Raw genomic sequence first — 24,158 nt, forward strand, 5'->3', positions numbered from 1 at the left:
GGGCGGCGCGCGCCCTAGCCCAGCGCCGCGCCCATGCGGGATAATCCCCCGCCTTGGCGTGGAGATCCCCATGAAGCTTCTATGCGCCCCGCATGAGCTGGCCGAAGGCCAGAGCCGGGGCTTTGTCGTGCAGGACCAACAACTGGTGGCGGTACGCCGCGACGGCCGTGCCTATGTCTACCGCAATCGCTGCCCGCACCGCGGCCTGACCCTGGAATGGCGCGCGGACGACTTTCTCGATGCCAGCGGCAGCCTGCTGCAGTGCGCCCACCACGGCGCGCTATTCCTTATAGAAAGTGGCGAATGCCTGACCGGGCCCTGCGCCGGCCAGTCGTTGCAGGCGCTGGAATGTCGCGAAGATACCGACGGCATCTGGATCGAGCCCTAGGCTGCGCCACTTGCGGGTCGCTGGCGGTGCGCACGGCGCCCCTACAGCAGCACCTCCAGGCGGCGCACCAGGCGCATGGCCTGCGGGGTGATCTCGGCGCCATAGGCCAGCACCTCGACTCCCGCCGCCCTGGCCTCGCGCAAGCCCGCCGCATAGGCCGGGTCGATCTCCTCGGCGGCGCGCACCGCCTCGATCCCCGACAGGTTGACGCAATACAGCTGCACCGCGCGCACACCCTGGCGCGCCAGGCCCGCCAGCTCGCGCAGGTGCTTGGCGCCGCGGGCGGTAACGGCATCGGGAAAGGCCGCCACGGCCGTACCGGGGAAGCCCAGGGTGACGCTCTTCACCTCGACCCAGGCCGGCCCGGCGGGGTAATCCAGGCGAAAGTCCGCCCGGCTGTTCTCCGCGCCGAAGGGCACCTCGCGCCGGAGTCCGGTGAAGCCGGCCAGCTCGCCGATCACCCCGGCCCGCAGCGCCTCCTCGACCAGGGCATTGGCCCGCACGGTATTGATGCAGGCCAGCCTTCCGTGCGGCGTCTCGCCCAGCTCCCAGGTGCCCGGCAGCTTGCGCCTGGGGTCGCTGGAACGGCTGAACCAGACCCGGCAGCCCTCGCTCATGCAGTTGAGCATGGAGCCGGTGTTGGGGCAGTGAATGGTCAGCTGCTCGCCGCCGGCCGTCTCGATATCGGCGAGAAAGCGCTTGTAGCGGCGCAGCAGACGGCCTTCTTCCAGGGGCGGATCAAAGCGCATCGGGGCGCCAGTTCTGCAGGCCGCGGGCAATGCGCTCGACCGCCTGCTGCAGGCGCTCGACGCTCTGCGTGTAGGCGAAGCGCACATGGTGCCCGGCCAGGTGCCGGCCGAAGTCCAGCCCTGGAGTGAAGGCCAGGTGCTCGGTCTCGAGAAAGTGCCGGCAGAAGGCAAAGGCATCGCCGCCGAACGCGGAGATGTCGGCATATAGATAGAAGGCGCCTTCCGGCTCCACGGCGATCCTGAAACCCAGCTCGCGCAGGGCCGGCAGCAGGTAGTCGCGGCGGCGCTGGAATTCGTGGCGGCGCTCTTCGAGGATGGCCAGGGTGGCCGGTTCGAAGCAGGCCAGCGCGGCATACTGGGCCATGCTCGGGGCGCTGATGTAGAGGTTCTGCGCCAGTTTTTCCAGCTCGCCCACCGCATTGGCCGGCGCCACCAGCCAGCCCAGGCGCCAGCCGGTCATGCCGAAGTACTTGGAGAAACTGTTGAGGACGAAGGCGTCGTCGTCCACCTGCAGCACGCTGGCCGCCTCGCAGCCGTAGGTCAGGCCGTGGTAGATCTCGTCGACCACCAGGTGGCCACCGCGCTGCTTGAGCGCAGTAGACAGCGCAGCCAGCTCGTCCCGGTACAGCAGGGTGCCGGTCGGGTTGGCCGGCGAGGCGACCAGGGCGCCGACGCTGTCGTGGTCCCAGTAGCGCTCGACCAGCTGCGGGGTCAGCTGGTAGCGGCTGTCCGGGCCGACCGGCACCAGCTGTGCGGCGCCTTCGACCAGGCGCAGGAAGTGGCGGTTGCACGGATAGCCGGGGTCGGCCAGCAGCCAGTGCTTGCCCGGATCGACCAACAGGCTGGCGGCCAGTAGCAGGGCGCCGGAACCGCCTGGCGTAATCAGGATGCGCCCGGGGTCGATGCTCAGGCCATAGCGACTGGCATAGAAGCCGGCGATCGCCTCGCGCAGCTGCGGAATGCCGCGCGCCGCCGTGTAGCGGGTATGCCCGGCGGCCAGGGCCGCCTGGCCGGCACGGATGATCGGTTCGGCGGTGGTGAAGTCCGGCTCGCCGATTTCCAGGTGGATCACATCATGGCCGGCGGCCTGCAACTCGTTGGCGCGGGCCAGCAGGGCCATGACGTGGAACGGTTCGATGGCGCGACTGCGCGCACTGAAGGGCTGGGCCATTGGCCTTCCTTTATCTGGGTAAAGGGTGGATTCTAACTAACTGCTCGAGCAGGCTGCAGCAACATGGACAACCGGGAGTAGCATCGCCCGAATTGATCTGGTAAGTTCGCCCGCTTGCAGCCGCAGGCCCGGCCCTGCCGGTAAAGGAACAGATCCTGCGCTAGTGGATCAGAGAGAGTGAGAGGCGGCCATCCATGCCCACCAAAGCAAAACCAAGCAGTAGCCATCTGGCCCGCGGTTTCGAGCCCTATAAAGAGAAAAAGGGCGAGGAATACATGGGCGAGCCAATGCGAGCTCACTTCACCAACATCCTCAACAAGTGGAAGCTGGAGCTAATGCAGGAAGTGGATCGTACCGTGCATCACATGCAGGACGAAGCCGCCAACTTCCCGGACCCAGCCGACCGCGCCAGCCAGGAAGAAGAGTTCAGCCTGGAACTGCGAGCCCGTGACCGCGAGCGCAAGCTGATCAAGAAGATCGACGAAACCCTGCAGCTGATCGAAGACAACGACTACGGCTGGTGCGATTCCTGCGGCGTCGAAATCGGCATCCGCCGCCTCGAAGCCCGCCCGACCGCGACCCTGTGCATCGACTGCAAGACGCTGGCGGAAATCAAGGAAAAACAGATCGGTTCCTGATTCCGGACGGGGCGCTCAGGCGCCCCGTTGCATTTCTGCCCCCTGATCAGCGGGCTGGTCTGACGATGCCCGCACAGACATCATGCAGCCCATGAACACCTCCTATATCGGGCGCTTCGCCCCCACGCCCAGTGGCTACCTGCACTTCGGCTCACTGGTCGCCGCCCTCGCCTCCTTCCTCGACGCCCGTCATGTCGGCGGCCAGTGGCTGCTGCGCATGGAAGACCTCGATCCGCCGCGCGAAGTACCCGGCGCCCAGGATGCCATCCTGCGCACCCTGGAAACCTACGGCTTCCAATGGGACGGCCCGCTGGTACGCCAGAGCGAACGCCTGCCGGCCTATGCCGCGGTTGTCGAGCAACTGCTCAACCAGGGCCTGGCCTATGCCTGCACCTGCTCGCGCAAGCAGCTGGAGGGCCACGGCGGCATCTACCCGGGTTTCTGCCGCAATGCCGGCCACCCGGCCCACAACGCGGCCATTCGCCTGCGCGTGCCGGAGCTGGAATACCGCTTCAGCGACCGTGTGCAGGGCGAGTTCGGCCAGCACCTGGGCCGCGAAGTCGGCGATTTCGTCATCCGCCGCCGCGACGGCCTGTACGCCTACCAGCTGGCGGTGGTGCTGGACGATGCCTGGCAGGGCATCACCGATGTGGTGCGCGGCGCCGACCTGCTCGACTCCACCCCGCGCCAGCTGTACCTGCAGGAGCTGCTCGGCCTGCGCCAGCCGCGCTACCTGCACGTGCCGCTGCTGATCCAGCCGGACGGCCACAAGCTGGGCAAGAGCTACCGCTCGCCGCCGCTGCCCGCCGACCAGGCCCCGGCGTTGCTGCTGCGTGCGCTGCGCACCCTCGGCCAGCCGGTGCCGGCGGAGCTGGCCGGCGCCAGCGCCGCCGAGCTGCTGGCCTGGGGCAGCGTCAACTGGGACGCCGCGCGCATCCCGCGCCGGCGGACCCTGGCCGAAGCCCAGCTACGCTGAGCCGCTCAGACCGTAGGTTGGGTTGAGGAGCATAGCGACGAAGCCCAACGACCCAGCCGCTGACCGTTGGGCTTCGCTACGCTCAACGCCAACCTACCTACGCCTGCACGAATCTCCGTGACCTAGCGCGCAGACCTGGCTCCGAACAAGCGCAGCGCACGACTGCCGTCCGGGTAACGAATCCGCTACCATCGCGACAACTCCGACACGAGACCCGGCATGTACATCTACCGACTGGTCCTGCTCCTGGTAGTGGGGATCTACCTGTTTTCCCCGGCCATCATGGACTGGTGGATCGACCCCAACGGCGCCTGGTATCGCCCCTACCTGCTATGGCTGATCCTCATCGTGGTGACCTTTATTCTGCAGAGCCAGCGCGATGCCGATGAGCTCTGAGCTGCAGCGGTGCAACCCACTGAACGCCTTTTATCCTTCTGTACAGAGCCAACGCGATGCTGACGAGCTTTGACCTGAGTCAGCTGATCCTGATCAGCGCCACCTACCTGCTGCTGCTGTTCGGCGTGGCCTGGGTCAGCGAGAAGGGCCTGATCCCGCGCTGGATCATCCGCCACCCGCTGACCTACACCCTGTCGCTGGGCGTGTACGCCAGTGCCTGGGCCTTCTACGGCACGGTGGGCCTGGCCTACCAGTACGGTTTCGGCTTCCTCGCCAGCTACCTGGGCATCACCGGCGCCTTCCTGCTCGCCCCGGTGCTGCTCTACCCGATCCTGCGCATCACCCGCACCTACCAGCTGTCGTCGCTGGCCGACCTGTTCGCCTTCCGCTTCCGCAGCAGCTGGGCCGGCGCGCTGACCACCCTGTTCATGCTGATCGGCGTGTTGCCGCTGCTGGCCCTGCAGATCCAGGCGGTGGCCGACTCGATCGGCATCCTCACCCGCGAGCCGCTGCAGAACCGCTTCGCCCTGGGCTTCTGCGCGCTGATCACGCTGTTCACCATCCTCTTCGGCGCGCGCCATATCGCCACCCGCGAGAAGCACGAGGGCCTGGTGTTCGCCATCGCCTTCGAGTCGGTGGTCAAGCTGCTGGCCCTCGGCGGCATCGGCCTGTATGCGCTGTACGGGGTGTTCGGCGGGCCCGGCGAGCTGGAGCTGTGGCTGCTGCAGAACCAGGCCTCGCTCACCGCCCTGCACACCCCGCTGCAGGAAGGCCCGTGGCGCACCCTGCTGCTGGTGTTCTTCGCCTCGGCCATCGTCATGCCGCACATGTACCACATGACCTTCACCGAGAACCTCAACCCGCGCGCCATTGTCAGCGCCAGCTGGGGCCTGCCGCTGTTCCTGCTGCTGATGAGCCTGTCGGTGCCGCTGATCCTCTGGGCCGGCCTCAAGCTGGGCGCCACCACCAACCCGGAATACTTCACCCTCGGCCTGGGCATCGCGGTGAACAGCCCGGCGCTGGCGCTGGTCGCCTACGTCGGCGGGCTGTCGGCCTCCAGCGGGCTGATCATCGTCACCACCCTGGCGCTGTCCGGCATGGCCCTCAATCACCTGGTGCTGCCGCTGTACCAGCCGCCGGCCGAGGGCAATATCTACCGCTGGCTGAAGTGGACCCGCCGCGCCCTGATCATCGCCATCATCATGGCCGCCTACGGCTTCTACCTGCTGCTCGGCGCCGAGCAGGACCTGGCCAACCTGGGCATCGTCGCCTTCGTCGCCACCCTGCAGTTCCTCCCCGGCACCCTGTCGGTGCTGTACTGGCCGACCGCCAACCGCCGCGGCTTCATCGCCGGCCTGCTGACCGGCATCCTGGTCTGGGCGGTGAGCATGCTGCTGCCGCTGGTGAGCAATGTGCAGGGCATGCACCTGCCGCTGCTCGACCTGGTCTACACCCTCGACAACAACAGCTGGCACCTGGCGGCGATCGGCTCGCTGGCGGCCAACGTGCTGGTGTTCACCCTGATCTCGCTGTTCACCGAGGCCAGCGACGAGGAGAAGAGCGCCGCCGAGGCCTGCACCGTGGACAACGTGCGCCGCCCGCAACGGCGCGAGCTGCTGGCGGGCTCGCCGCAGGAGTTCGCCGCCCAGCTGGCCAAGCCGCTGGGCGCGGTCACCGCGCAGAAGGAAGTCGAGCGCGCCCTGCGCGACCTGCACCTGCCCTTCGACGAACGCCGCCCCTATGCCCTGCGCCGCCTGCGCGACCGCATCGAGGCCAACCTGTCCGGCCTGATGGGCCCCAGCGTGGCCCAGGACATGGTCGAGACCTTCCTGCCCTACAAGGCCGGCAGCGAGGCCTATGTCAGCGAGGACATCCACTTCATCGAGAGCCGCCTGGAGGACTACCAGTCGCGCCTCACCGGCCTGGCCGCCGAACTGGACGCCCTGCGTCGCTTCCACCGGCAGACCCTGCAGGAGCTGCCGATGGGCGTGTGCTCGCTGGCCAAGGACCAGGAAATCCTCATGTGGAACCGCGCCATGGAGGACCTCACCGAGATCCCGGCCGAGCGCGTGGTCGGCTCGCGCCTGAGCGCCCTCGACCAACCCTGGCGCGGCCTGCTGATCGGCTTCATCCACCAGGACGACGAGCACCTGCACAAGCAGCAGCTGCGCCTGGATGGCGAGGAGCGCTGGCTCAACCTGCACAAGGCAGCCATCGACGAACCCCTGGCGCCGGGCAACAGCGGCCTGGTGCTGCTGGTCGAGGACGTCACCGAGACCCGCGTGCTGGAGGACCAGCTGGTGCATTCCGAGCGCCTGGCCAGCATCGGCCGCCTGGCCGCCGGGGTGGCCCATGAGATCGGCAACCCGGTCACCGGTATCGCCTGCCTGGCGCAGAACCTGCGCGAGGAGCGCGAGGGCGACGAGGAGCTCAACGAGATCAGCAGCCAGATCCTCGACCAGACCAAGCGCATCTCGCGCATCGTCCAGTCGCTGATGAACTTCGCCCACGCCGGCCAGCAGCAGCGTGCCGAGTACCCGGTATGCCTGGCCGACGTGGCACAGGATGCCATCGGCCTGCTGTCGCTCAACCGCAACAGCACCGAGGTGCATTTCTTCAACCTGTGCGACCCCGAGCATCTGGCCAAGGGCGACCCGCAGCGCCTGGCCCAGGTACTGATCAACCTGCTGTCCAACGCCCGCGACGCCTCACCGGTCGGCGGTGCCATCCGCGTGCGCAGCGAGGCCACGGAGCAGAGCGTCGAACTGATAGTCGAGGACGAAGGCACAGGCATCCCGCAGGCAATCATGGATCGCCTGTACGAACCCTTCTTCACCACCAAGGACCCGGGCAAAGGCACCGGTTTGGGGCTCGCACTGGTCTATTCCATCGTGGAAGAGCATTATGGGCAAATCACCATCGACAGCCCGGCCGACCCCGAACGCCAGCTCGGAACCCGTTTCCGCGTGACGCTGCCGCGCTATATCGAAGCGACGTCCGTAGCGACCTAAGCAGTGAACTATGAGCCCGTTCAAGGCCTCGCGAGTCGCGCCAGAGGCGCAGCGACCTTGAACAGATCGATACCGTCGAGAGAGACTCAATGCCGCATATCCTCATCGTCGAAGACGAAACCATCATCCGCTCGGCACTGCGCCGCCTGCTGGAACGCAACCAGTACCAGGTCAGCGAAGCCGGATCGGTGCAGGAGGCCCAGGAGCGCTACAGCATTCCCGGTTTCGACCTGATCGTCAGCGACCTGCGCCTGCCCGGCGCCCCCGGCACCGAACTGATCAAGCTGGCCGAAGGCACCCCGGTGCTGATCATGACCAGCTATGCCAGCCTGCGCTCGGCCGTGGACTCGATGAAAATGGGCGCGGTCGACTACATCGCCAAGCCCTTCGACCACGACGAGATGCTGCAGGCCGTGGCGCGCATCCTCAGCGACCACCAGAACGCCCGCAACAAGGCGCCGGAAGGCGCCAGCAAGAGTGCCGGCAAGACGCCGGCGAGCAGCGAAGGCGAAATCGGCATCATCGGTTCCTGCGCCGCCATGCAGGATCTCTACGGCAAGATCCGCAAGGTCGCCCCGACCGACTCCAACGTCCTCATCCAGGGCGAGTCCGGCACCGGCAAGGAGCTGGTCGCCCGCGCCCTGCACAACCTGTCCAGGCGCGCCAAGGCGCCGCTGATCTCGGTCAACTGCGCGGCGATCCCGGAAACCCTGATCGAGTCGGAACTGTTCGGCCACGAGAAAGGCGCCTTCACCGGCGCCAGCGCCGGCCGCGCCGGGCTGGTCGAGGCGGCCGACGGCGGCACCCTGTTCCTCGACGAAATCGGCGAGCTGCCCCTGGAAGCCCAGGCGCGCCTGCTGCGCGTGCTGCAGGAAGGCGAGATCCGCCGGGTCGGCTCGGTACAGTCGCAGAAGGTCGACGTGCGCCTGATCGCCGCCACCCACCGCGACCTGAAGACCCTGGCCAAGCTCGGCCAGTTCCGCGAAGACCTCTATTACCGCCTGCACGTCATCGCCCTCAAGCTGCCGCCGCTGCGCGAGCGCGGCGCCGACGTCAACGAAATCGCCAGGGCCTTCCTCGTGCGCCAGTGCACGCGCATGGGCCGCGACGACCTGCGCTTCGCCCACGACGCCGAACAGGCGATCCGCCACTACCCCTGGCCGGGCAACGTGCGCGAGCTGGAGAACGCCATCGAGCGCGCGGTGATCCTCTGCGAGGGTTCGGAGATTTCCGCCGAGCTGCTGGGCATCGATATCGAACTGGACGACCTGGAGGACGACTTCGACAGCGCCAGCCTCCCGGCCAGCTCCGGCAACAGCCACGAGCCGACCGAGGACCTGTCCCTGGAAGACTACTTCCAGCACTTCGTCCTGGAACACCAGGACCACATGACCGAGACCGAGCTGGCGCGCAAACTCGGCATCAGCCGCAAGTGCCTGTGGGAACGCCGCCAGCGCCTGGGTATCCCGCGGCGCAAGTCCGGGGCGGCCACCGACTCCTGAGTTCCGGGCTGGATCCGACGAGTACCCATGGGGGCGCCGCAAGGCGCCCTCATGCTTTGCGTCCGGCGCACAGTGCCAAGCCACTCCCGTGCCGGGCAAGCCGGCGTGGCGCCGACGTTACCCGGGCGACCGGCCGACCGCCCAAAGGTTCCCCGCAGCTGTTACCGCAACGCCCCAGCCGTAACAGGCGCCGGGTTCATCGGTAACGAGAACGCGGCTTTTTTGGGCTTCCCGCCGGCCACGCAAAACAGCAAAGCCTTGAAATACAAGGGTTTTCAAAAACTGGCACGGCTTCTGCTTTATCTCTGGCACAACAACAATAACAAACCAGAAACACCACAATAAAAATAAGACGAAACGACTCCAGCACAATAAAAACAACAAGGCGGAGGCGCAGCTAACTGATCATTTTGGAGAGGATTTGCCCTTGGGGTTCGCCCCACAGCCAGGCCGAGAACAATAAGACTGTCTCAAGACAGTGCCTGAACTGGTTGGATCACGGATTGATCAAGGCAACATCAGCATTCAAAGTAATCCGTTTGCTCCTGGTACCCCAATTGGGCTACCAAAAACGGGCCAACCAACAAAAACAACAGGCTCGCAATAATAACAAAAACAAAGCACGCACCTACTTGGGGGGGAGCTTCGGCTCCCCCAGTAGCTTCCGCATCCCCAGCCTGCCATTTAATTCACCATCCCCCTCCCCAATGCTAGAATCCGCGTCATCCGTGCGGTCTAATGCATTTTTCAGCCCGTCGTGCCACGTCGCATCATCTTACGCAGCGACTCTACGACGCCCTGAAACGGCCGTTTTCTCAAACACACAGTGCTCCCCATGCTGAAAAAGCTGTTCAAGTCGTTCCGTTCGCCCCTCAAGCGCAACGCTCATCCCCGCAGCACCCCCGAGATCCTCGGCAATCGCCAGCACTCGCTGCAGCGGGGGCAGTTCAGCCGCAATGCGGTCAATGTGGTCGAGCGCCTGCAGCATGCCGGCTACCAGGCCTACCTGGTCGGCGGTTGCGTGCGCGACATGCTGCTCGGCATGCAGCCCAAGGACTACGACGTGGCCACCAGCGCCACCCCGGAGCAGGTCCGCGCCGAGTTCCGCAACGCCCGGGTGATCGGCCGCCGCTTCAAGCTGGCCCACGTGCACTTCGGCCGCGAAATCATCGAGGTCGCCACCTTCCGCGCCAATCACCCGCTGGGCGACGACGAAGAAGACAGCCACCTGTCCTCGCGCAACGAAAGCGGGCGCATCCTGCGGGACAACGTCTACGGCAGCCTGGAAGACGACGCCCAGCGCCGCGACTTCACCATCAACGCGCTGTACTTCGATGTCACCGGCGAGCGCATCCTCGACTATGCCCACGGCGTGCACGACATCCGCAACCGCCTGATCCGCCTGATCGGCGACCCCGAGCAGCGCTACCTGGAAGACCCGGTGCGCATGCTGCGCGCCGTGCGTTTCGCCGCCAAACTGGACTTCGACATCGAGAAGCACAGCGCCGCGCCGATCCGCCGGCTGGCCTCGAAGCTGCGCGACATCCCCTCGGCACGCCTGTTCGACGAAGTGCTCAAGCTGTTCCTCGCCGGCTATGCCGAGCGCACCTTCGAGCTGCTGGTCGAGTACGACCTGTTCGCCCCGCTGTTCCCGGCCAGCGCCGCCGCCCTCAAGCGCAACCCGGACTACACCGGCACGCTGATCCGCCAGGCCCTGGCCAATACCGACGAGCGCATTGCCCTGGGCAAGCCGGTGACCCCGGCGTTCCTCTTCGCCGCCCTGCTCTGGCCGGCCCTGCCCGCCCGCGTGCTGCACCTGCAGGAGCGCGGCATGCCGCCAATCCCGGCGATGCAGGAAGCGGCCCACGACCTGATCGCCGAGCAATGCCAGCGCATCGCCGTGCCCAAGCGCTTCACCCTGCCGATCCGCGAGATCTGGGACATGCAGGAACGCCTGCCACGGCGCAGCGGCAAGCGTGCCGACCTGCTCCTGGAAAACCCGCGCTTTCGCGCCGGCTACGACTTCCTCCTGCTGCGTGAAGACGCCGGCGAAGAAACCGGCGGCCTCGGTGACTGGTGGACCGACTACCAGGACGCCACCGACAGCGAACGGCGCAGCATGATCCGCGACCTCAGCGCCCGCCAGGAAGACGGCGACGGCCCGGCCCGCAAGCGCCGCCGCGGCGGCCGCAACAAGCGCCGCGCGCCGCGCAGCGACAGCCCTGCCAGCGAATAAGATGGAACGCGTCTACATCGGCCTCGGCAGCAACCTGGCCGAGCCCCGCCAGCAACTGCGCGCGGCCCTCGCCGCGCTGGCCGCCCTGCCCGACAGCCAACTGGCGGCGGTGTCCTCGCTCTACGCCAGCGACCCGCTGGGCCCACCCGACCAGCCGCGCTACGTGAATGCCGTGGCCGCCCTGGATACCGCCCTCACGCCCCTGCAGCTGCTCGACGCCCTGCAAGCCATCGAACTGGAGCAGGGCCGCGTGCGCAAGGAGCAACGCTGGGGCCCGCGCACCCTGGACCTGGACATCCTGCTGTTCGGCCAGCGCATACTCGACGAGCCACGCCTGAGCGTGCCGCACTACCACATGCACGCCCGCGCCTTCGTGCTCTACCCGCTGGCGGAAATCGCCGCCGACCTGCAGCTGCCCGACGGCCGCACCCTGCAGAGCCTGCTGGCCGCCTGCCCCTATGTCGGCCTGGAGCGCCTGGCCGAACCGGCCCTGGCGCAGGTAACGCAGTAACACGCCGGTAACACCTGCGATTGACTTCATGCACCCCCATCGGGACTATAGGCGTCCCGTTGCCCCGCGGCGGTGCAAGAACCGCGCGCTGATGAGGATGTTTTCATGCCAGAGATAACCGTAAGCACCCTGCTGGGGCTCAAGCAGAAAGGCGAGAAGATCGCCATGCTGACCGCCTACGATGCCACGTTTGCCCAGGCTGCCTGCCAGGCCGGCGTGGAAGTGCTGCTGGTCGGCGATTCCCTGGGCATGGTCCTACAGGGCCATGACAGCACATTGCCGGTCTCGCTGGCCGACATGGCGTACCACACCGCCGCGGTAAAACGCGGCAACCAGGGCGCGCTGATCCTCAGCGACCTGCCCTTCATGGCCTACGCCACCCTGGAGCAGACCTTCGCCAGCTGCGCCGCCCTGATGCAGGCCGGCGCCCACATGGTCAAGCTGGAAGGCGCAGCCTGGCTGACCGAACCGGTGCGCCAGCTGGCCGAGCGCGGCGTGCCGGTGTGCGCCCACCTGGGCCTGACCCCGCAAGCGGTCAACGTGTTCGGCGGCTACAAGGTGCAGGGCCGTGGCGATGCCGCCGCGCGCCAGCTGCGTGCCGACGCCATGGCCCTGGAGCAGGCCGGGGTAGCGATGATCCTGCTGGAGTGCGTGCCCAGCGCGCTGGCCGCCGAGATCAGCCAGTCGGTCAAGGTACCGGTAATCGGCATCGGCGCAGGCCCGGCCACCGACGGCCAGGTGCTGGTGCTGCACGACATGCTCGGCCTGTCGCTGACCGGGCGCACGCCGAAGTTCGTGAAGAACTTCATGGCCGGCCAACCGACCATCCAGGCCGCCCTGGGCGCCTACGTCAAGGCGGTGAAGGACGTCAGCTTCCCCGCCGAGGAACACGGATTCTCCGCATGAACACCGTCAAGACCGTACTCGAACTGCGCGCCGCCGTTGCGCGCGCGCGCGGCGAAGGCAAACGCATCGCCTTCGTGCCGACCATGGGCAACCTGCACGAGGGCCATGTCGCCCTGGTCGAGAAGGCCGGCCAGCGCGCCGACTTCGTGGTCGCCAGCATCTTCGTCAACCCGCTGCAGTTCGGCCCCAAGGAAGACCTGGCCAGCTATCCGCGCACCCTGGCGGCCGACCAGGAAAAACTGGTCGCCGCCGGCTGCCAGCTGCTGTTCGCCCCGGATGTCGAGGAAATGTACCCGCACGGCATGGACGGGCAGACCCTGGTGCGTGTCAGCGGCGTGTCCGAGGGCCTGTGCGGCGGCAGCCGTCCCGGCCACTTCGACGGCGTGGCCACCGTGGTGACCAAGCTGTTCAACATGGTCCAGCCGGACCTCGCCGTGTTCGGCGAGAAGGACTTCCAGCAGCTGGCGGTGATCCGCACCCTGGTGCACGACCTCAACATGCCGATCCAGATCATCGGCGAGCCGACCGTGCGCGCCGCCGACGGCCTGGCCCTGTCCTCGCGCAACGGCTACCTGAGCGCCGAGCAGCGCGCCGCCGCGCCGGCCCTGCAACGCACCCTGCAGCAACTGGCCGCCGCCATCCGCGACGGCCGCCGCGACTTTGCCCAGCTCGAAAATGAAGGCAAGGCAGCCCTCAGCGAAGCCGGTTTGCGCCCCGACTACCTGGAAATCCGCGAAGCCGGCAGCCTGCGCCCGGCCAGCGCCACGGACAGCCGGCTGGTCATCCTCGGCGCCGCCTACCTGGGCAGCACCCGCCTGATCGACAACCTGGCTTTCGAGCTCTGAGCCCAGCCGCCCTGTGACCTTGAACACTGTTCGGGGTTCGGGCAAACTCTGCCGCCGCCCGAGGTACTGACGAGGAAACCGCCATGCACGCCATCATGCTCAAGGCCAAACTGCACCGTGCCATCGTCACCCACGCGGTGCTCGACTACGAAGGTTCCTGCGCCATCGACGGCGAATGGCTGGACCTCTCCGGCATCCGCGAATACGAGCAGATCCAGCTGTACAACGTGGACAACGGCGAGCGCTTCACCACCTACGCCATCCGCGGCGAGGAAGGCTCGAAGATCATCTCGGTCAACGGTGCCGCCGCGCACAAGGCCGGCGTCGGTCACCGCCTGATCATCTGCGCCTATGCCCACTACAGCGAGGCCGAACTGGCCAACTTCCAGCCGCGCGTGCTGTACATGGGCGCCGATGGCGAGCTGAGCCACACCAGCAACGCGATTCCCGTGCAGGTCGCCTGACCCGGGCCCGTGCCGCTACACTCCAAGCCCGGAATCTTCCGGGCTTTTTAATGCCCGAAACGCCGTACAACAAGGAACTTGCCGCCCATGGCGTATTACCAACAGCCGCTCGATGTCACCACCCTGCCCGCCTGGCAGGCCCTGCGCCAGCACCGCGAGGACATGCGAACGTTCAGCATGCGCGAGGCCTTCGCCAGCGACGGCAAGCGTTTCGAGCGTTTCTCCATGAGCACCAGCGGTCTGTTCCTCGACTACTCGAAGAACCTGATCAACCCGCAGACCCGTGACCTGCTGGTCCAGCTCGCCCAGGACGCAGGCCTGCAGCCAGCCATCGACGCCCTGTTCAACGGCGAGCAACTGAATGCCTCGGAAGGTCGCCCGGCCCTGCACACCGCCCTGCGTCGGCCGATCGGCGACTGCGTCAGGGTCGACGGGGTCAACGTGATGCCCGAGGTGCACCGCGTGCTGCACCAGATGACCGACATGGTCGGGCGCATCCACAGCAACATGTGGCGCGGCTACAGCGAGAAGAGCATCACCGACGTGGTCAACATCGGCATCGGCGGCTCCTTCCTCGGCCCGCAGCTGGTCTCCGAGGCGCTGCTGCCGTTCACCCAGCACGGCGTGCGCTGCCACTACCTGGCCAATATCGACGGCAGCGAGTTCCACGAGCTGACGGGCAAGCTCAATGCGGAAACCACCCTGTTCATCGTCTCCAGCAAGTCCTTCGGCACCCTGGAAACCCTGAAGAACGCCCAGGCCGCGCGCAGCTGGTACCTGGCCCGCGGCGGCACCGAGGAGAAGCTGTACCGCCACTTCATCGCGGTCACCAGCAACAAGGAGGCGGCCGTCGCCTTCGGCATCCGCGAGAAGAACATCTTCCCCATGTGGGACTGGGTCGGCGGGCGCTACTCGCTGTGGTCGGCGATCGGTCTGCCGATCGCCCTGGCCGTCGGCATGTCCAACTTCAAGGAGCTGCTGTCCGGCGCCTACAGCATGGACACGCACTTTCGCAGCGCCCCGTTCGAGAAGAACATGCCGGTGCTGCTGGCCCTGCTCGGCGTCTGGTACGGTAACTTCTGGGGCGCGCAGAGCCACGCGATCCTGCCGTACGACCACTACCTGCGCAACATCACCAAGCACCTGCAGCAGCTGGACATGGAGTCCAACGGCAAGAGCGTGCGCCAGGACGGCAGCCCGGTCAGTACCGATACCGGGCCGGTGATCTGGGGCGGCGTCGGTTGCAACGGCCAGCATGCCTACCACCAGCTGCTGCACCAGGGCACCCAGCTGATTCCGGCCGACTTCATCGTGCCGGTGGTCAGCTACAACCCGGTCGCCGACCACCACCAGTGGCTGTACGCCAACTGCCTGTCGCAGAGCCAGGCCCTGATGCTCGGCAAGTGCCGCAACGAGGCCGAGGCCGAGCTGCGCGCCCAGGGCCTGGCCGAGGACGAAGTGCAGCGCCTGGCGCCGCACAAGGTGATCCCAGGCAACCGGCCGAGCAACACCCTGGTCCTGGAGCGGGTCAGCCCACGCCGCCTGGGCGCCCTGGTGGCCATGTACGAGCACAAGGTGTTCGTGCAGAGCGTGATCTGGGGCATCAACGCCTTCGACCAGTGGGGCGTGGAGCTGGGCAAGGACCTCGGCAAGGGCGTCTACCAGCGCCTCACCGGCTGGGACCAGCCCGCCGCCGAGGATGCCTCGACCCAGGGGCTGATCGACTTCTTCCGCGGCCGGCACCGCGGCTGACCCCGACAAGCCCGGCCCAGCGCCGGGCTTTTTCGTTATCGGGGCAGGACAGGCGCCGAGCTTGCCAGGAATTTGCGCCGCCCAGGCGCCCCGCCACTTGAACCACGCAACTGCTTGGCCCACCCTGATCGACACAGCGGATCAACAATAACAAGGAGCCCGCCATGTTCGAGATCACTCGCCATCCCGTCACGGATGCCGTGCGCCTGCACGCCCACCTGGACAACGACGCCTACCTGCGCCTGTATCGCCAGTCCATCGAGCAACCCGACGCCTTCTGGGCCGAACAGGCGACGCAGTTCCTCGACTGGTTCAAGCCCTGGGACCGGGTGCAGCGCAGCGACCTGCGCCTGGGCCAGGCCGAATGGTTCAAGGGCGGCCGGCTCAACGTGGCGCACAACTGCATCGACCGCCACCTGGCCAACCGCGGCGAACAGATCGCCATCATCTGGGAAGGCGACAATCCCAACGAATCCGCGCACATCACCTACAACAAGCTGCACAGCCACGTCTGCCGTCTGGCCAATGTGCTCAAGCAGCGCGGGGTGAAGAAAGGCGACCGGGTGTGCATCTACATGCCGATGATCCCGGAAGCCGCCTATGCCATGCTCGCCTGCACCCGTATCGGCGCGGTGCATTCGGTGGTGTTCGGTGGCTTCTCCCCGGACGCCCTGCGCGACCGCATCCTCGATGCCGACTGCCGCACCCTGATCACCGCCGACGAAGGCGTGCGCGGCGGCAAGTACGTGGCGCTCAAGCGCAATGTCGACCAGGCCCTGCAGAGCTGCCCGGCGGTGAGTACGGTGGTGGTGGTCGAACGCACCCAGGGCGAGGTGGATTGGGTCGAAGGCCGCGATCTCTGGTACCACGAGGCCCTGCGCGAAGCCTCCGCCGACTGCCCGGCCGAGCCGATGGATGCCGAGGACCCGCTATTTATCCTCTACACCTCGGGATCGACCGGCAAACCCAAGGGCGTGCTGCACAGCACCGGCGGCTACCTGCTCAGCGCGGCGATGACCCACAAGTACGTGTTCGACTACCACGAGGGCGACATCTACTGGTGCACCGCCGACATCGGCTGGGTCACCGGGCACAGCTACATCGTCTACGGCCCGCTGGCCAACGGCGCCACCACCCTGATGTTCGAAGGCGTACCGAACTACCCGGACGCCTCGCGCTTCTGGCAGGTGATCGACAAGCACCAGGTGAATATCTTCTATACGGCACCGACCGCCCTGCGCGCGCTGATGCGCGAGGGCGAAGGCCCGGTGCAGAAGACCTCGCGCAGCAGCCTGCGCCTGCTCGGCTCGGTCGGCGAGCCGATCAACCCGGAAGCCTGGGAGTGGTACTACCACGTGGTCGGCGAGATGCGCTGCCCGATCGTCGATACCTGGTGGCAGACCGAAACCGGCAGCATCCTGATCACCCCGCTGCCCGGCGCCACGGATCTCAAGCCCGGCTCCGCCACCCGGCCGTTCTTCGGCGTGCAGCCGGTGCTGCTCGACGACCAGGGCCACGAGATCGACGGTGCCGGCTCAGGCGTGCTGGCGATCAAGGCCAGCTGGCCGAGCCAGATCCGCAGCGTCTACGGCGATCATGCGCGGATGATCGACACCTACTTCAAGCCCTACCCCGGCTACTACTTCACCGGCGACGGCGCACGCCGCGACGAGGACGGCTACTACTGGATCACCGGCCGGGTGGACGACGTGATCAACGTCTCCGGCCACCGCATCGGCACCGCCGAGGTGGAGAGCGCCCTGGTCCTGCACGACGCCGTGGCCGAGGCCGCCGTGGTCGGCTACCCGCACGACATCAAGGGCCAGGGCATCTACGCCTTCGTCACCCCGGTGCTCGGCGCGGAGCTGAACGACGCGCTCAAGGCCGAGCTGCTCGCGCTGGTCGGCAAGGAAATCGGCAGCTTCGCCAAGCCGGAGCTGATCCAGTGGGCACCGGGCCTGCCGAAGACCCGCTCGGGCAAGATCATGCGGCGCATCCTGCGCAAGATCGCCTGCAACGAGCTGGACAACATGGGCGACACCTCGACCCTGGCCGACCCCAGCGTGGTCGACGGATTGATCGACAAGCGCCTCAACCGATAGCCATCTCCTGTAGGGCGGGTGCAACCCGCGTTTGCTCACGAACACCCGCCCTACAGCTGAACCACCCGCCATCAGGGGCGGCCTGGTAAACTGCGCGCTCCCTCTTCCGAGATACCGCGCATGCCCGCTCTCAATCAGGCGCTGCGCGCCGCTCTCGACGCCCGCCAGGGCCTGCTCGACGAACTGCACGGCCAGGGTACCGACTGCTACCGCCTGTTCCACGGCAGCCAGGAAGGCGCCCCCGGCCTCACCGCCGACCGCTACGGCCCACAGCTGCTGGTGCAGAGTTTCCACCAGAGCCTCGAACGCGACGCCCTGCTCGACCTGCACGCGACCGTCCGGCAACGGCTCGGCCTCGACCTGCAGCTGGTCTACAACGACCGCTCGCAAGGCAACTCGCGCATCGACCGCAGCGATCCCGTCTACCAGGCCGAACCCGCCGCCCTGGCAGACCAGGTCGGCCACGAATGGGGCCTGAACTACCGGGTGCGCGGCCGTCATCCGGGGCAGGACCCGCTGCTGTTCCTCGACCTGCGCAACGCCCGCGGCTGGGTCAAGGCGCACAGTGCCGGCAAGTCGGTGCTCAACCTGTTCGCCTACACCTGCGGCGTCGGCCTGTGTGCCGCCGCCGGTGGCGCCAGCGAAGTGGTCAACCTCGACTTCGCCGAAGGCAACCTGGCAGTCGGTCGCGAGAACCTGGCGCTCAACCCGGGACTGGCGATGGACTTCGTGCAGTCCGACTATTTCCCGGCCATCCGCCAGCTGGCCGGCCTGCCCGTCGCCGCGCGGCGCGGGCACCAGCTGCCGCACTACCCGCGCCTGCAGCCGCGCCAGTTCGACCTGGTGCTGCTCGACCCGCCGGCCTGGGCCAAGAGCGCCTTCGGCACCGTCGACCTGCTGCGCGACTATCAGAGCCTGCTCAAGCCGGCGCTCCTCGCCACGGCGGCCAACGGCACGCTGATCTGCTGCAACAACCTGGCCAGGGTGGCGCTCGACGACTGGCGCCAGCAGGTGCTGCGCTGTGCGGAAAAGCTCGGCCGCCCGGTACGCGACTGGCAGTCGCTGCCCCCAGCCGCCGACTTCCCCTCGCAGGATGGCCAGCCGCCGCTGAAGACCCTGATCCTGCACTTCTGAGTGCGGCTTGCCAGCACGCCGATGGCCCCGTTTTCAAAATAGCCATGCCATACTTCCGGGCATCTCAGCCTGGAAGTTGAAGTCGTCCCATGCCCAAAGGATTGAAACGCGCCGCGAGCGCACTGCTGATCGCCATCGCCCTCTACAGCCTGCTCGGCTTCCTGATCCTGCCCGGCATCGGCCTGCGCGTGGCCAACCAGCAACTGGCCCAGTACGCCACGCTGCCGGCGCGTCTGGAACGCATCGAATTCAACCCCTTCAGCCTGGAGCTGAACCTCTGGGGCCTGCATATCGGTGAGCCCGCCCAGGAACAGATCGCCTTCGACCGCCTGCATGCCAACCTGCAACTGGACAGCCTGTGGAGCGGCGCCCTGCACCTGGCCGATGTCGAGCTGGAGAAGGTGCGCAGTGAAGTGCTGTTCGCCGAGGACGGCACGCTCAACCTGAGCCAGCTGTTCAAGCTGCCGCCCAGCCCGGAAAAACCGGCCGCAGAGGCGCCGAACGAACCCTTCCCGCTGCGCATCGATCGCTTCGAGCTGATCGAGAACGGCCTGCACTTTCGCGACCTGCGCCCCAGCGAGCCGGTGGAGTTCGTCTACGACTCGCTCAACCTGGAGCTGAAGAACCTCAGCACCCTGCCCGATGACAACGCCGAGATGAGCCTGGTGGCCACCGGCCCGGCCGGCGGTCGCATCGACTGGCAAGGCCAGGTCAGCCTGACCCCGTTCGCCTCCAGCGGCCAGCTCAAGCTCAGCGACGGCAAACTCAAGGGCGTCTGGCCCTATGTGCGCGACGCCGTGCCGCTGGTACTGGAAGACGGCGTGCTCAGCCTGAGCACCGACTACCAGCTGAGCCTGGCCAAGGGTACCGAGCTGCTGCTCAGCAACACCGCGCTCAGCCTCAGCAACTTCGCCATCAAGAGCCCGCAGGACAAGCCGCTGCTGCGCCTGGCCAGCCTGGAGGTGAGCGAGACCTCGCTGGACCTGGCCAAGCAGCAGGTGGTGATCGGCAAGGTGCGCAGCCAGAAGCTGGAGACCTGGGCCGCCCGCGAGCAGGATGGCCAGCTCGACTGGCAGAAACTGCTGGCCAGCCAGCCCGCCAAGGCGGCCCCGGCATCCGCTCCGACTCAAGCTCCAGCTCCAGCTCCAGCGCCGCACGAGGGGGCCGCCGGTTCCACGCCAACGGCACCCGACGCTAGCACCACCCCTGCCGTGGCGACCGGCGAGCCGGCCCCGGCCCCGGCTGCGGCGGCGACAGCCGCACCCGCAGCGCCTGCGCCTGCGCCTGCGCCTGCTCCTGCTCCTGCGGCCAGCAGCGAACCGGGCCAGCCCTGGCAGGTGAGCCTGCGCGACCTGCAGCTGCGCGACTACCAGATCCACCTGGCCGACCGCGTCCCCGCGCAGGAGGTCAAGCTCGACCTCGGTCCGCTCAACCTCGACCTGAGCGACTTCGACAGCCAGGGCACCTCGCCCTTCGCCCTCAAGCTGGACACCGGCCTGAACCGCAACGGCCAGCTGACGACCGCCGGCAAGGTCCAGCTGACGCCCCTCAGCGCCCAGCTGCAACTGACCACCCGCGATATCGACCTGCGCCTGGCGCAGGCCTATATCAGCCCCTTCATCCGCCTGGAACTGCGCAGCGGCCTGCTCGGCAGCGACCTGGCGGTCGACCTGAAAAGCGTCGAACCGCTGGCCTTCTCCATCGGCGGCCGGGCCGAGGTCAACCAGCTGCACACCCTGGATACCCTCAAGGAACGCGACTTCCTCAAGTGGCAGCTGCTGCAGGTGGAAGGCCTCGACTACCGCCACGGCGAAGGCCTGGGCATCCAGCAGATCAACCTGCAGCAGCCCTATGCCCGCTTCATCATCAACGAAGACCGCACCACCAACGTCAACGACCTGCTGATCCCGCAGGCCGAGCCGAGCGGCGCCAAGGCCGCTGCAGCCGAGCCCGCCGCCAAGCCGCTGCCAATCCGCATCGGCGGCATCGACATCAAGGACGGCTCTGCCAACTTCGCCGACTTCAGCCTGATGCCCAACTTCGCCACCGCCATCCAGCAGCTGGACGGCAAGATCGGCACCCTCGACAACCAGAGCCCGAAAGCCGCCAAGGTGGACATCGCGGGCAAAGTCGACAAGTACGCGCCGGTCAGCATCAAGGGCCAGCTGACCCCCTTCGACCCGATGAACAGCCTGGATATCGCCACCAGCTTCAAGAATGTCGAGCTGACCACCCTCACCCCCTACTCCGGCAAGTTCGCCGGCTACCGCATCCGCAAGGGCCGCCTCAACCTCGACCTGCACTACCAGATCGAGAAGGGCCTGCTGAATGCCGACAACAAGCTGCTGCTGGAAGACCTGCAGCTCGGCGAGCAGGTCGACAGCAAGGACGCCGTGGACCTGCCGATCCGCCTGGCCGTGGCCCTGCTCAAGGACACCAACGGCAATATCGACATCCAGCTGCCGGTGCAGGGCGACCTCAACAACCCGCAGTTCAGCGTCATGCCGATCGTCTGGCAGACCCTGCGCAACCTGGTGCTGCGCGCCGCGCAGGCGCCGTTCAACTTCATCGCCGGGCTGGTCGGCGGCAGCGACAGCGACCTCAGCCAGGTGCAGTTCGCCGCCGGCAGCAGCGAGCTGGACGGCGCCGCGCAGAAATCCCTGGACACCCTGGCCGCGGCCCTCAAGGAACGCCCGGTGCTGCGCCTGGAAGTCGAGGGCATGAGCGCCCAAAGCAGCGACGGCCCGCCGCTCGCCGCCCAGCGCCTGGAGCGCGAATACCAGAACACCTGGTACAAGATCCTCCAGCGCCGTGGCGACAAGGTTCCGGCCGAGCCCAGCGAACTGGTGGTGGCCGAGGACGACCAGGCCGTGCTGCTCGAAGGCATCTACCGCGCGCGCCTGAAGCAGCAGCCCCCGGCCGAATGGAAAGAACTGCCGGACGAAGAACGCACCCTGAAGCTGCAGCAGGCCGTGCTGCAGTCCTGGGCGCAGAGCGACCTGCTCCTGCGCCAGCTGGCCCAGGCCCGCGCCGCCAGCATCAAGGACTATCTGGTCGAACGCGGCGGCCTCGAGGACCAGCGGGTCTACCTGCTCGACGTCGCCAGCAGCCAGGCCCTGGCCGACGGCAAGGTTGCCACCGCCCTGCACCTGGGGAGCCAGTGATGCAGCGCTACGTCGCCGGCCTGGCCCTGGCGCTGCTGTTCGGCAGCGCGGCGCAGGCAACCACCATGCGCTGCGGCACGCAGCTGGTCAGCGAAGGCGACCGCGCCTTCGAGGTCGAGCAGAAATGTGGCAAGCCGGCGCACCGCGACCTGGTCGGCTACACCCTGAGCGGCTATGACCGGCGCGAATTCAAGATCGAGGAGTGGGTCTACGGCCCCACCAACGGCATGCTCAGCATCCTCACCTTCGAGGGCAACCGGCTGATCCGCATCGAAACCCGGCGCAGCCGCTGACAGCCGGCCGGCGGCGGTGTAGGCTGCCGCCCATAGCCCCGCGCTGCGACCCCGCCGATGCTCAAGCTCCTCGCCACCTCCCTGCTGCTCTCGCTGTGCTGCGCCACCGCCCAGGCCGGCTCGACCCTGCGCTGCGGCAGCCAGCTGATCAGCACCAACGACATCGCCAGCGAAGTGCTGAGCAAGTGCGGCGAGCCGGTCAGCCGCGACTTCCTCGGTTACCGCGAGGTGGTCGACTACTACGGCTACACCAGCGAAGTACCGGTCGAGGAATGGACCTACGGGCCGAAGAACGGCATGTATTACTTCCTGCGCCTGGAAGGCAACCGCCTGGTCAAGATCGACAGCAAGCGCAAGAACTGACCCACCCCGCGACACGGAAGTACGCGATGCTCATCATTCCCGCCGAACACCCGCTGGACTGGAAACGCCCACCGGTCATCACCCTGCTGCTGACCCTGCTCAACACCCTGATCTACTTCGCCTACCAGGGCGGCGATCAGGCGCGCGAGGAGGCAGCGGTGCGCACCTACCTCGACGGCGGCCTGCTCAACCGCGAGCGGGCACTGTTCACCGAGGACTTCAGCCAGCGCCGGGAGCTGGACCGGGACAGCCGCGAGTACCTCGACGGCATGCGCCGCCAGGACCTGGCCGCGCTGATCCTGCATGACCTGGAGTTCGAGCAGGGCCTGCATCGGCGCACGGAGTATCTGGCCGACAACGCCTGGCAGGCGGCACGGCAAAAGGCCGAGGCGGCGCGCAACCAGCTCAGCAGCATCCGCTTCGGCTTCATTCCCGCCCAGTTCAGCCTGCAGGGGCTGTTCGGCGCCATGTTCCTGCACGGCAGCTTCGAGCACCTGCTGGGCAACATGCTGTTCCTGTTCATCTTCGGTTTCGCCCTGGAAATCGCCCTGGGCCGCGCGCTGTACCTGGGCCTGTACCTGCTCAGCGGCGTCGCCTCGCACCTGCTCTGGTGGGCCGTGGACCCGGCCTGGGTCAGCGGCGTCGGCGCCTCCGGTGCCATTTCCGGGCTGATGGGCATGTACATCGGTGTCTACGGTCTGCGCAAGATCAACTTCTTCTACTGGCTCGGCCCGCTGTTCGGCTACTTCAAGGCGCCGGCGCTGTGGATCCTGCCGGTGTGGATAGGCAAGGAGCTGTACGGCCTGCTGCTGGCCGAGGGCAACACCAACTACCATGCCCACCTCGGTGGCCTCGCGGCCGGCTTCCTCACCGTGTGGCTGCCGCGCCTGGGCGGCCGGCTCAAGGTCGACGAGGCCTACCTGCACAAGGAAGACCCGGAGGCGCCGTTCAAGCGCGAGCTGGCCGCCCTCGACCAGCTGATCGGCCAGTTCGCCCTGGACCAGGCCGCCGCCCGCGGCCCGGCCCTGCTGGCCCGCTACCCCGGCCAGATCGCGCTGCTGGAGCGGCTGTATGCCGTGGCCCGCGGCCGCCAGGACAAGGCCCTGCTCGGCGCCGTGCTCAAACAGCTGTTCGCCCTGGCCGAGCACGGCGCCAGCCTGCCCCTGCTGCGCCGCATCGCCGACGACAGCGGCGAGGCCGAGCAGCGCCTGCTGCAGCATCCGGCCGTGCAACTGCACCTGCTCGCCCCGCTGATCCGCGCCGGCGAGGGGCCGCGCGCCCTGGGTGCCTGGCGCCGCCTGAGCCGCAGCGCGCAACTGCCGCAGCAGTTCCCGCTGCTGACCCTGCAACTGGCCCGCCAGCTCGGCCAGCGCCAGGATCTGCGCGGCGTCAGCGAGCTGAGCCGCTTCCTGCACCAGGCCTTCCCGCAAGCCGAGCAGACCCGCCAGCTGGCGATCTACCAGCAGCATCTGGCACGCTGATCCGCAGCCAAACGCGTAGGGTGCATCGTGCGCACCACCGGCACCGCACAGGCCCCGGTGCGCACGGCGTACCCTG

At 67.4% G+C, this 24,158-nt stretch carries 20 protein-coding genes; 18 read left to right on the plus strand and 2 right to left on the minus strand.

Features of this window, described 5'->3' with window-relative positions; all coding sequences use genetic code 11:
• Positions 1-70: 70 nt before the first annotated feature.
• On the plus strand, positions 71-388 hold the full coding sequence (locus GV001_RS18255; RefSeq protein ID WP_160082449.1) for a Rieske (2Fe-2S) protein: 318 nt from the start codon (positions 71-73) through the stop codon (positions 386-388).
• A gap of 41 nt (positions 389-429) precedes the next feature.
• Here the strand turns inward: GV001_RS18255 and sfsA are convergent, their stop codons facing one another.
• On the minus strand, positions 430-1,137 hold the full coding sequence (gene sfsA / locus GV001_RS18260) for a DNA/RNA nuclease SfsA (RefSeq protein ID WP_160082451.1): 708 nt from the start codon (positions 1,135-1,137) through the stop codon (positions 430-432).
• A complete protein-coding gene (locus tag GV001_RS18265; RefSeq protein ID WP_160082453.1) occupies positions 1,127-2,308 on the minus strand; it encodes a pyridoxal phosphate-dependent aminotransferase in 1,182 nt (393 codons plus the stop codon). Before GV001_RS18265 ends, sfsA begins: the two co-directional genes overlap by 11 nt.
• Positions 2,309-2,502: 194 nt before the next feature.
• Between GV001_RS18265 and dksA the strand changes: the two genes are divergently transcribed.
• From dksA to GV001_RS18350, 17 genes are all read left to right on the plus strand, one after another.
• Entirely contained in the window at positions 2,503-2,946 is a 444-nt protein-coding gene (dksA, locus tag GV001_RS18270; RefSeq protein WP_160082455.1) for an RNA polymerase-binding protein DksA, read from the plus strand.
• A gap of 91 nt (positions 2,947-3,037) precedes the next feature.
• Positions 3,038-3,922 (plus strand): tRNA glutamyl-Q(34) synthetase GluQRS, encoded by an 885-nt coding sequence (gene gluQRS, locus GV001_RS18275; protein WP_160082457.1) that lies wholly within the window; start codon positions 3,038-3,040, stop codon positions 3,920-3,922.
• Between the two features lie 219 nt (positions 3,923-4,141).
• The gene (locus GV001_RS18280) at positions 4,142-4,318 is read left to right on the plus strand and encodes a hypothetical protein (RefSeq protein WP_003095129.1); all 177 of its coding nucleotides are present in this window, start codon (positions 4,142-4,144) and stop codon (positions 4,316-4,318) included.
• A gap of 56 nt (positions 4,319-4,374) precedes the next feature.
• A complete protein-coding gene (locus GV001_RS18285) occupies positions 4,375-7,329 on the plus strand; it encodes a sensor histidine kinase (protein WP_160082459.1) in 2,955 nt (984 codons plus the stop codon).
• Between the two features lie 89 nt (positions 7,330-7,418).
• On the plus strand, positions 7,419-8,831 hold the full coding sequence (locus GV001_RS18290; protein WP_160082461.1) for a sigma-54 dependent transcriptional regulator: 1,413 nt from the start codon (positions 7,419-7,421) through the stop codon (positions 8,829-8,831).
• Positions 8,832-9,666: 835 nt separating this feature from the next.
• Positions 9,667-11,067 (plus strand): polynucleotide adenylyltransferase PcnB, encoded by a 1,401-nt coding sequence (locus tag GV001_RS18295; protein ID WP_160082463.1) that lies wholly within the window; start codon positions 9,667-9,669, stop codon positions 11,065-11,067.
• A 1-nt stretch (position 11,068) separates the two neighbouring features.
• Complete coding sequence (gene folK / locus GV001_RS18300) at positions 11,069-11,578, plus strand: 2-amino-4-hydroxy-6-hydroxymethyldihydropteridine diphosphokinase (RefSeq protein WP_160082465.1); 510 nt, start codon at positions 11,069-11,071, stop codon at positions 11,576-11,578.
• Positions 11,579-11,683: 105 nt separating this feature from the next.
• A complete protein-coding gene (gene panB, locus GV001_RS18305; protein WP_160082467.1) occupies positions 11,684-12,484 on the plus strand; it encodes a 3-methyl-2-oxobutanoate hydroxymethyltransferase in 801 nt (266 codons plus the stop codon).
• Positions 12,481-13,329, plus strand: a complete 849-nt coding sequence (gene panC / locus GV001_RS18310; RefSeq protein ID WP_160082469.1) for a pantoate--beta-alanine ligase — start codon at positions 12,481-12,483, stop codon at positions 13,327-13,329. Before panB ends, panC begins: the two co-directional genes overlap by 4 nt.
• 83 nt (positions 13,330-13,412) lie before the next feature.
• Positions 13,413-13,793, plus strand: a complete 381-nt coding sequence (gene panD / locus GV001_RS18315; protein ID WP_160082471.1) for an aspartate 1-decarboxylase — start codon at positions 13,413-13,415, stop codon at positions 13,791-13,793.
• Between the two features lie 87 nt (positions 13,794-13,880).
• Entirely contained in the window at positions 13,881-15,545 is a 1,665-nt protein-coding gene (gene pgi / locus GV001_RS18320; protein WP_160082473.1) for a glucose-6-phosphate isomerase, read from the plus strand.
• A gap of 164 nt (positions 15,546-15,709) precedes the next feature.
• Positions 15,710-17,647, plus strand: coding sequence for an acetate--CoA ligase (gene acs, locus GV001_RS18325; protein ID WP_160082475.1), 1,938 nt, complete (start codon positions 15,710-15,712; stop codon positions 17,645-17,647).
• 120 nt (positions 17,648-17,767) lie between these two features.
• Positions 17,768-18,781 (plus strand): class I SAM-dependent rRNA methyltransferase, encoded by a 1,014-nt coding sequence (locus tag GV001_RS18330; protein ID WP_160082477.1) that lies wholly within the window; start codon positions 17,768-17,770, stop codon positions 18,779-18,781.
• Positions 18,782-18,870: 89 nt separating this feature from the next.
• Positions 18,871-21,945 carry a DUF748 domain-containing protein gene (locus tag GV001_RS18335; RefSeq protein WP_160082479.1) on the plus strand — a complete coding sequence of 1,025 codons (3,075 nt, stop codon included), beginning with the start codon at positions 18,871-18,873 and terminating at the stop codon, positions 21,943-21,945.
• Positions 21,945-22,238: a DUF2845 domain-containing protein gene (locus GV001_RS18340; RefSeq protein ID WP_160082481.1), complete on the plus strand. Its 294-nt coding sequence runs from the start codon at positions 21,945-21,947 to the stop codon at positions 22,236-22,238. The genes GV001_RS18335 and GV001_RS18340 overlap by 1 nt, the downstream gene beginning before the upstream one ends.
• Positions 22,239-22,295: 57 nt before the next feature.
• Positions 22,296-22,601: a DUF2845 domain-containing protein gene (locus tag GV001_RS18345; protein ID WP_160082483.1), complete on the plus strand. Its 306-nt coding sequence runs from the start codon at positions 22,296-22,298 to the stop codon at positions 22,599-22,601.
• Positions 22,602-22,627: 26 nt separating this feature from the next.
• Positions 22,628-24,082, plus strand: a complete 1,455-nt coding sequence (locus tag GV001_RS18350; RefSeq protein WP_160082485.1) for a rhomboid family intramembrane serine protease — start codon at positions 22,628-22,630, stop codon at positions 24,080-24,082.
• Positions 24,083-24,158: the final 76 nt, after the last annotated feature.

The sequence above is a fragment of the Pseudomonas sp. 8AS genome (assembly GCF_902506505.1).
GTDB lineage: Bacteria > Pseudomonadota > Gammaproteobacteria > Pseudomonadales > Pseudomonadaceae > Aquipseudomonas.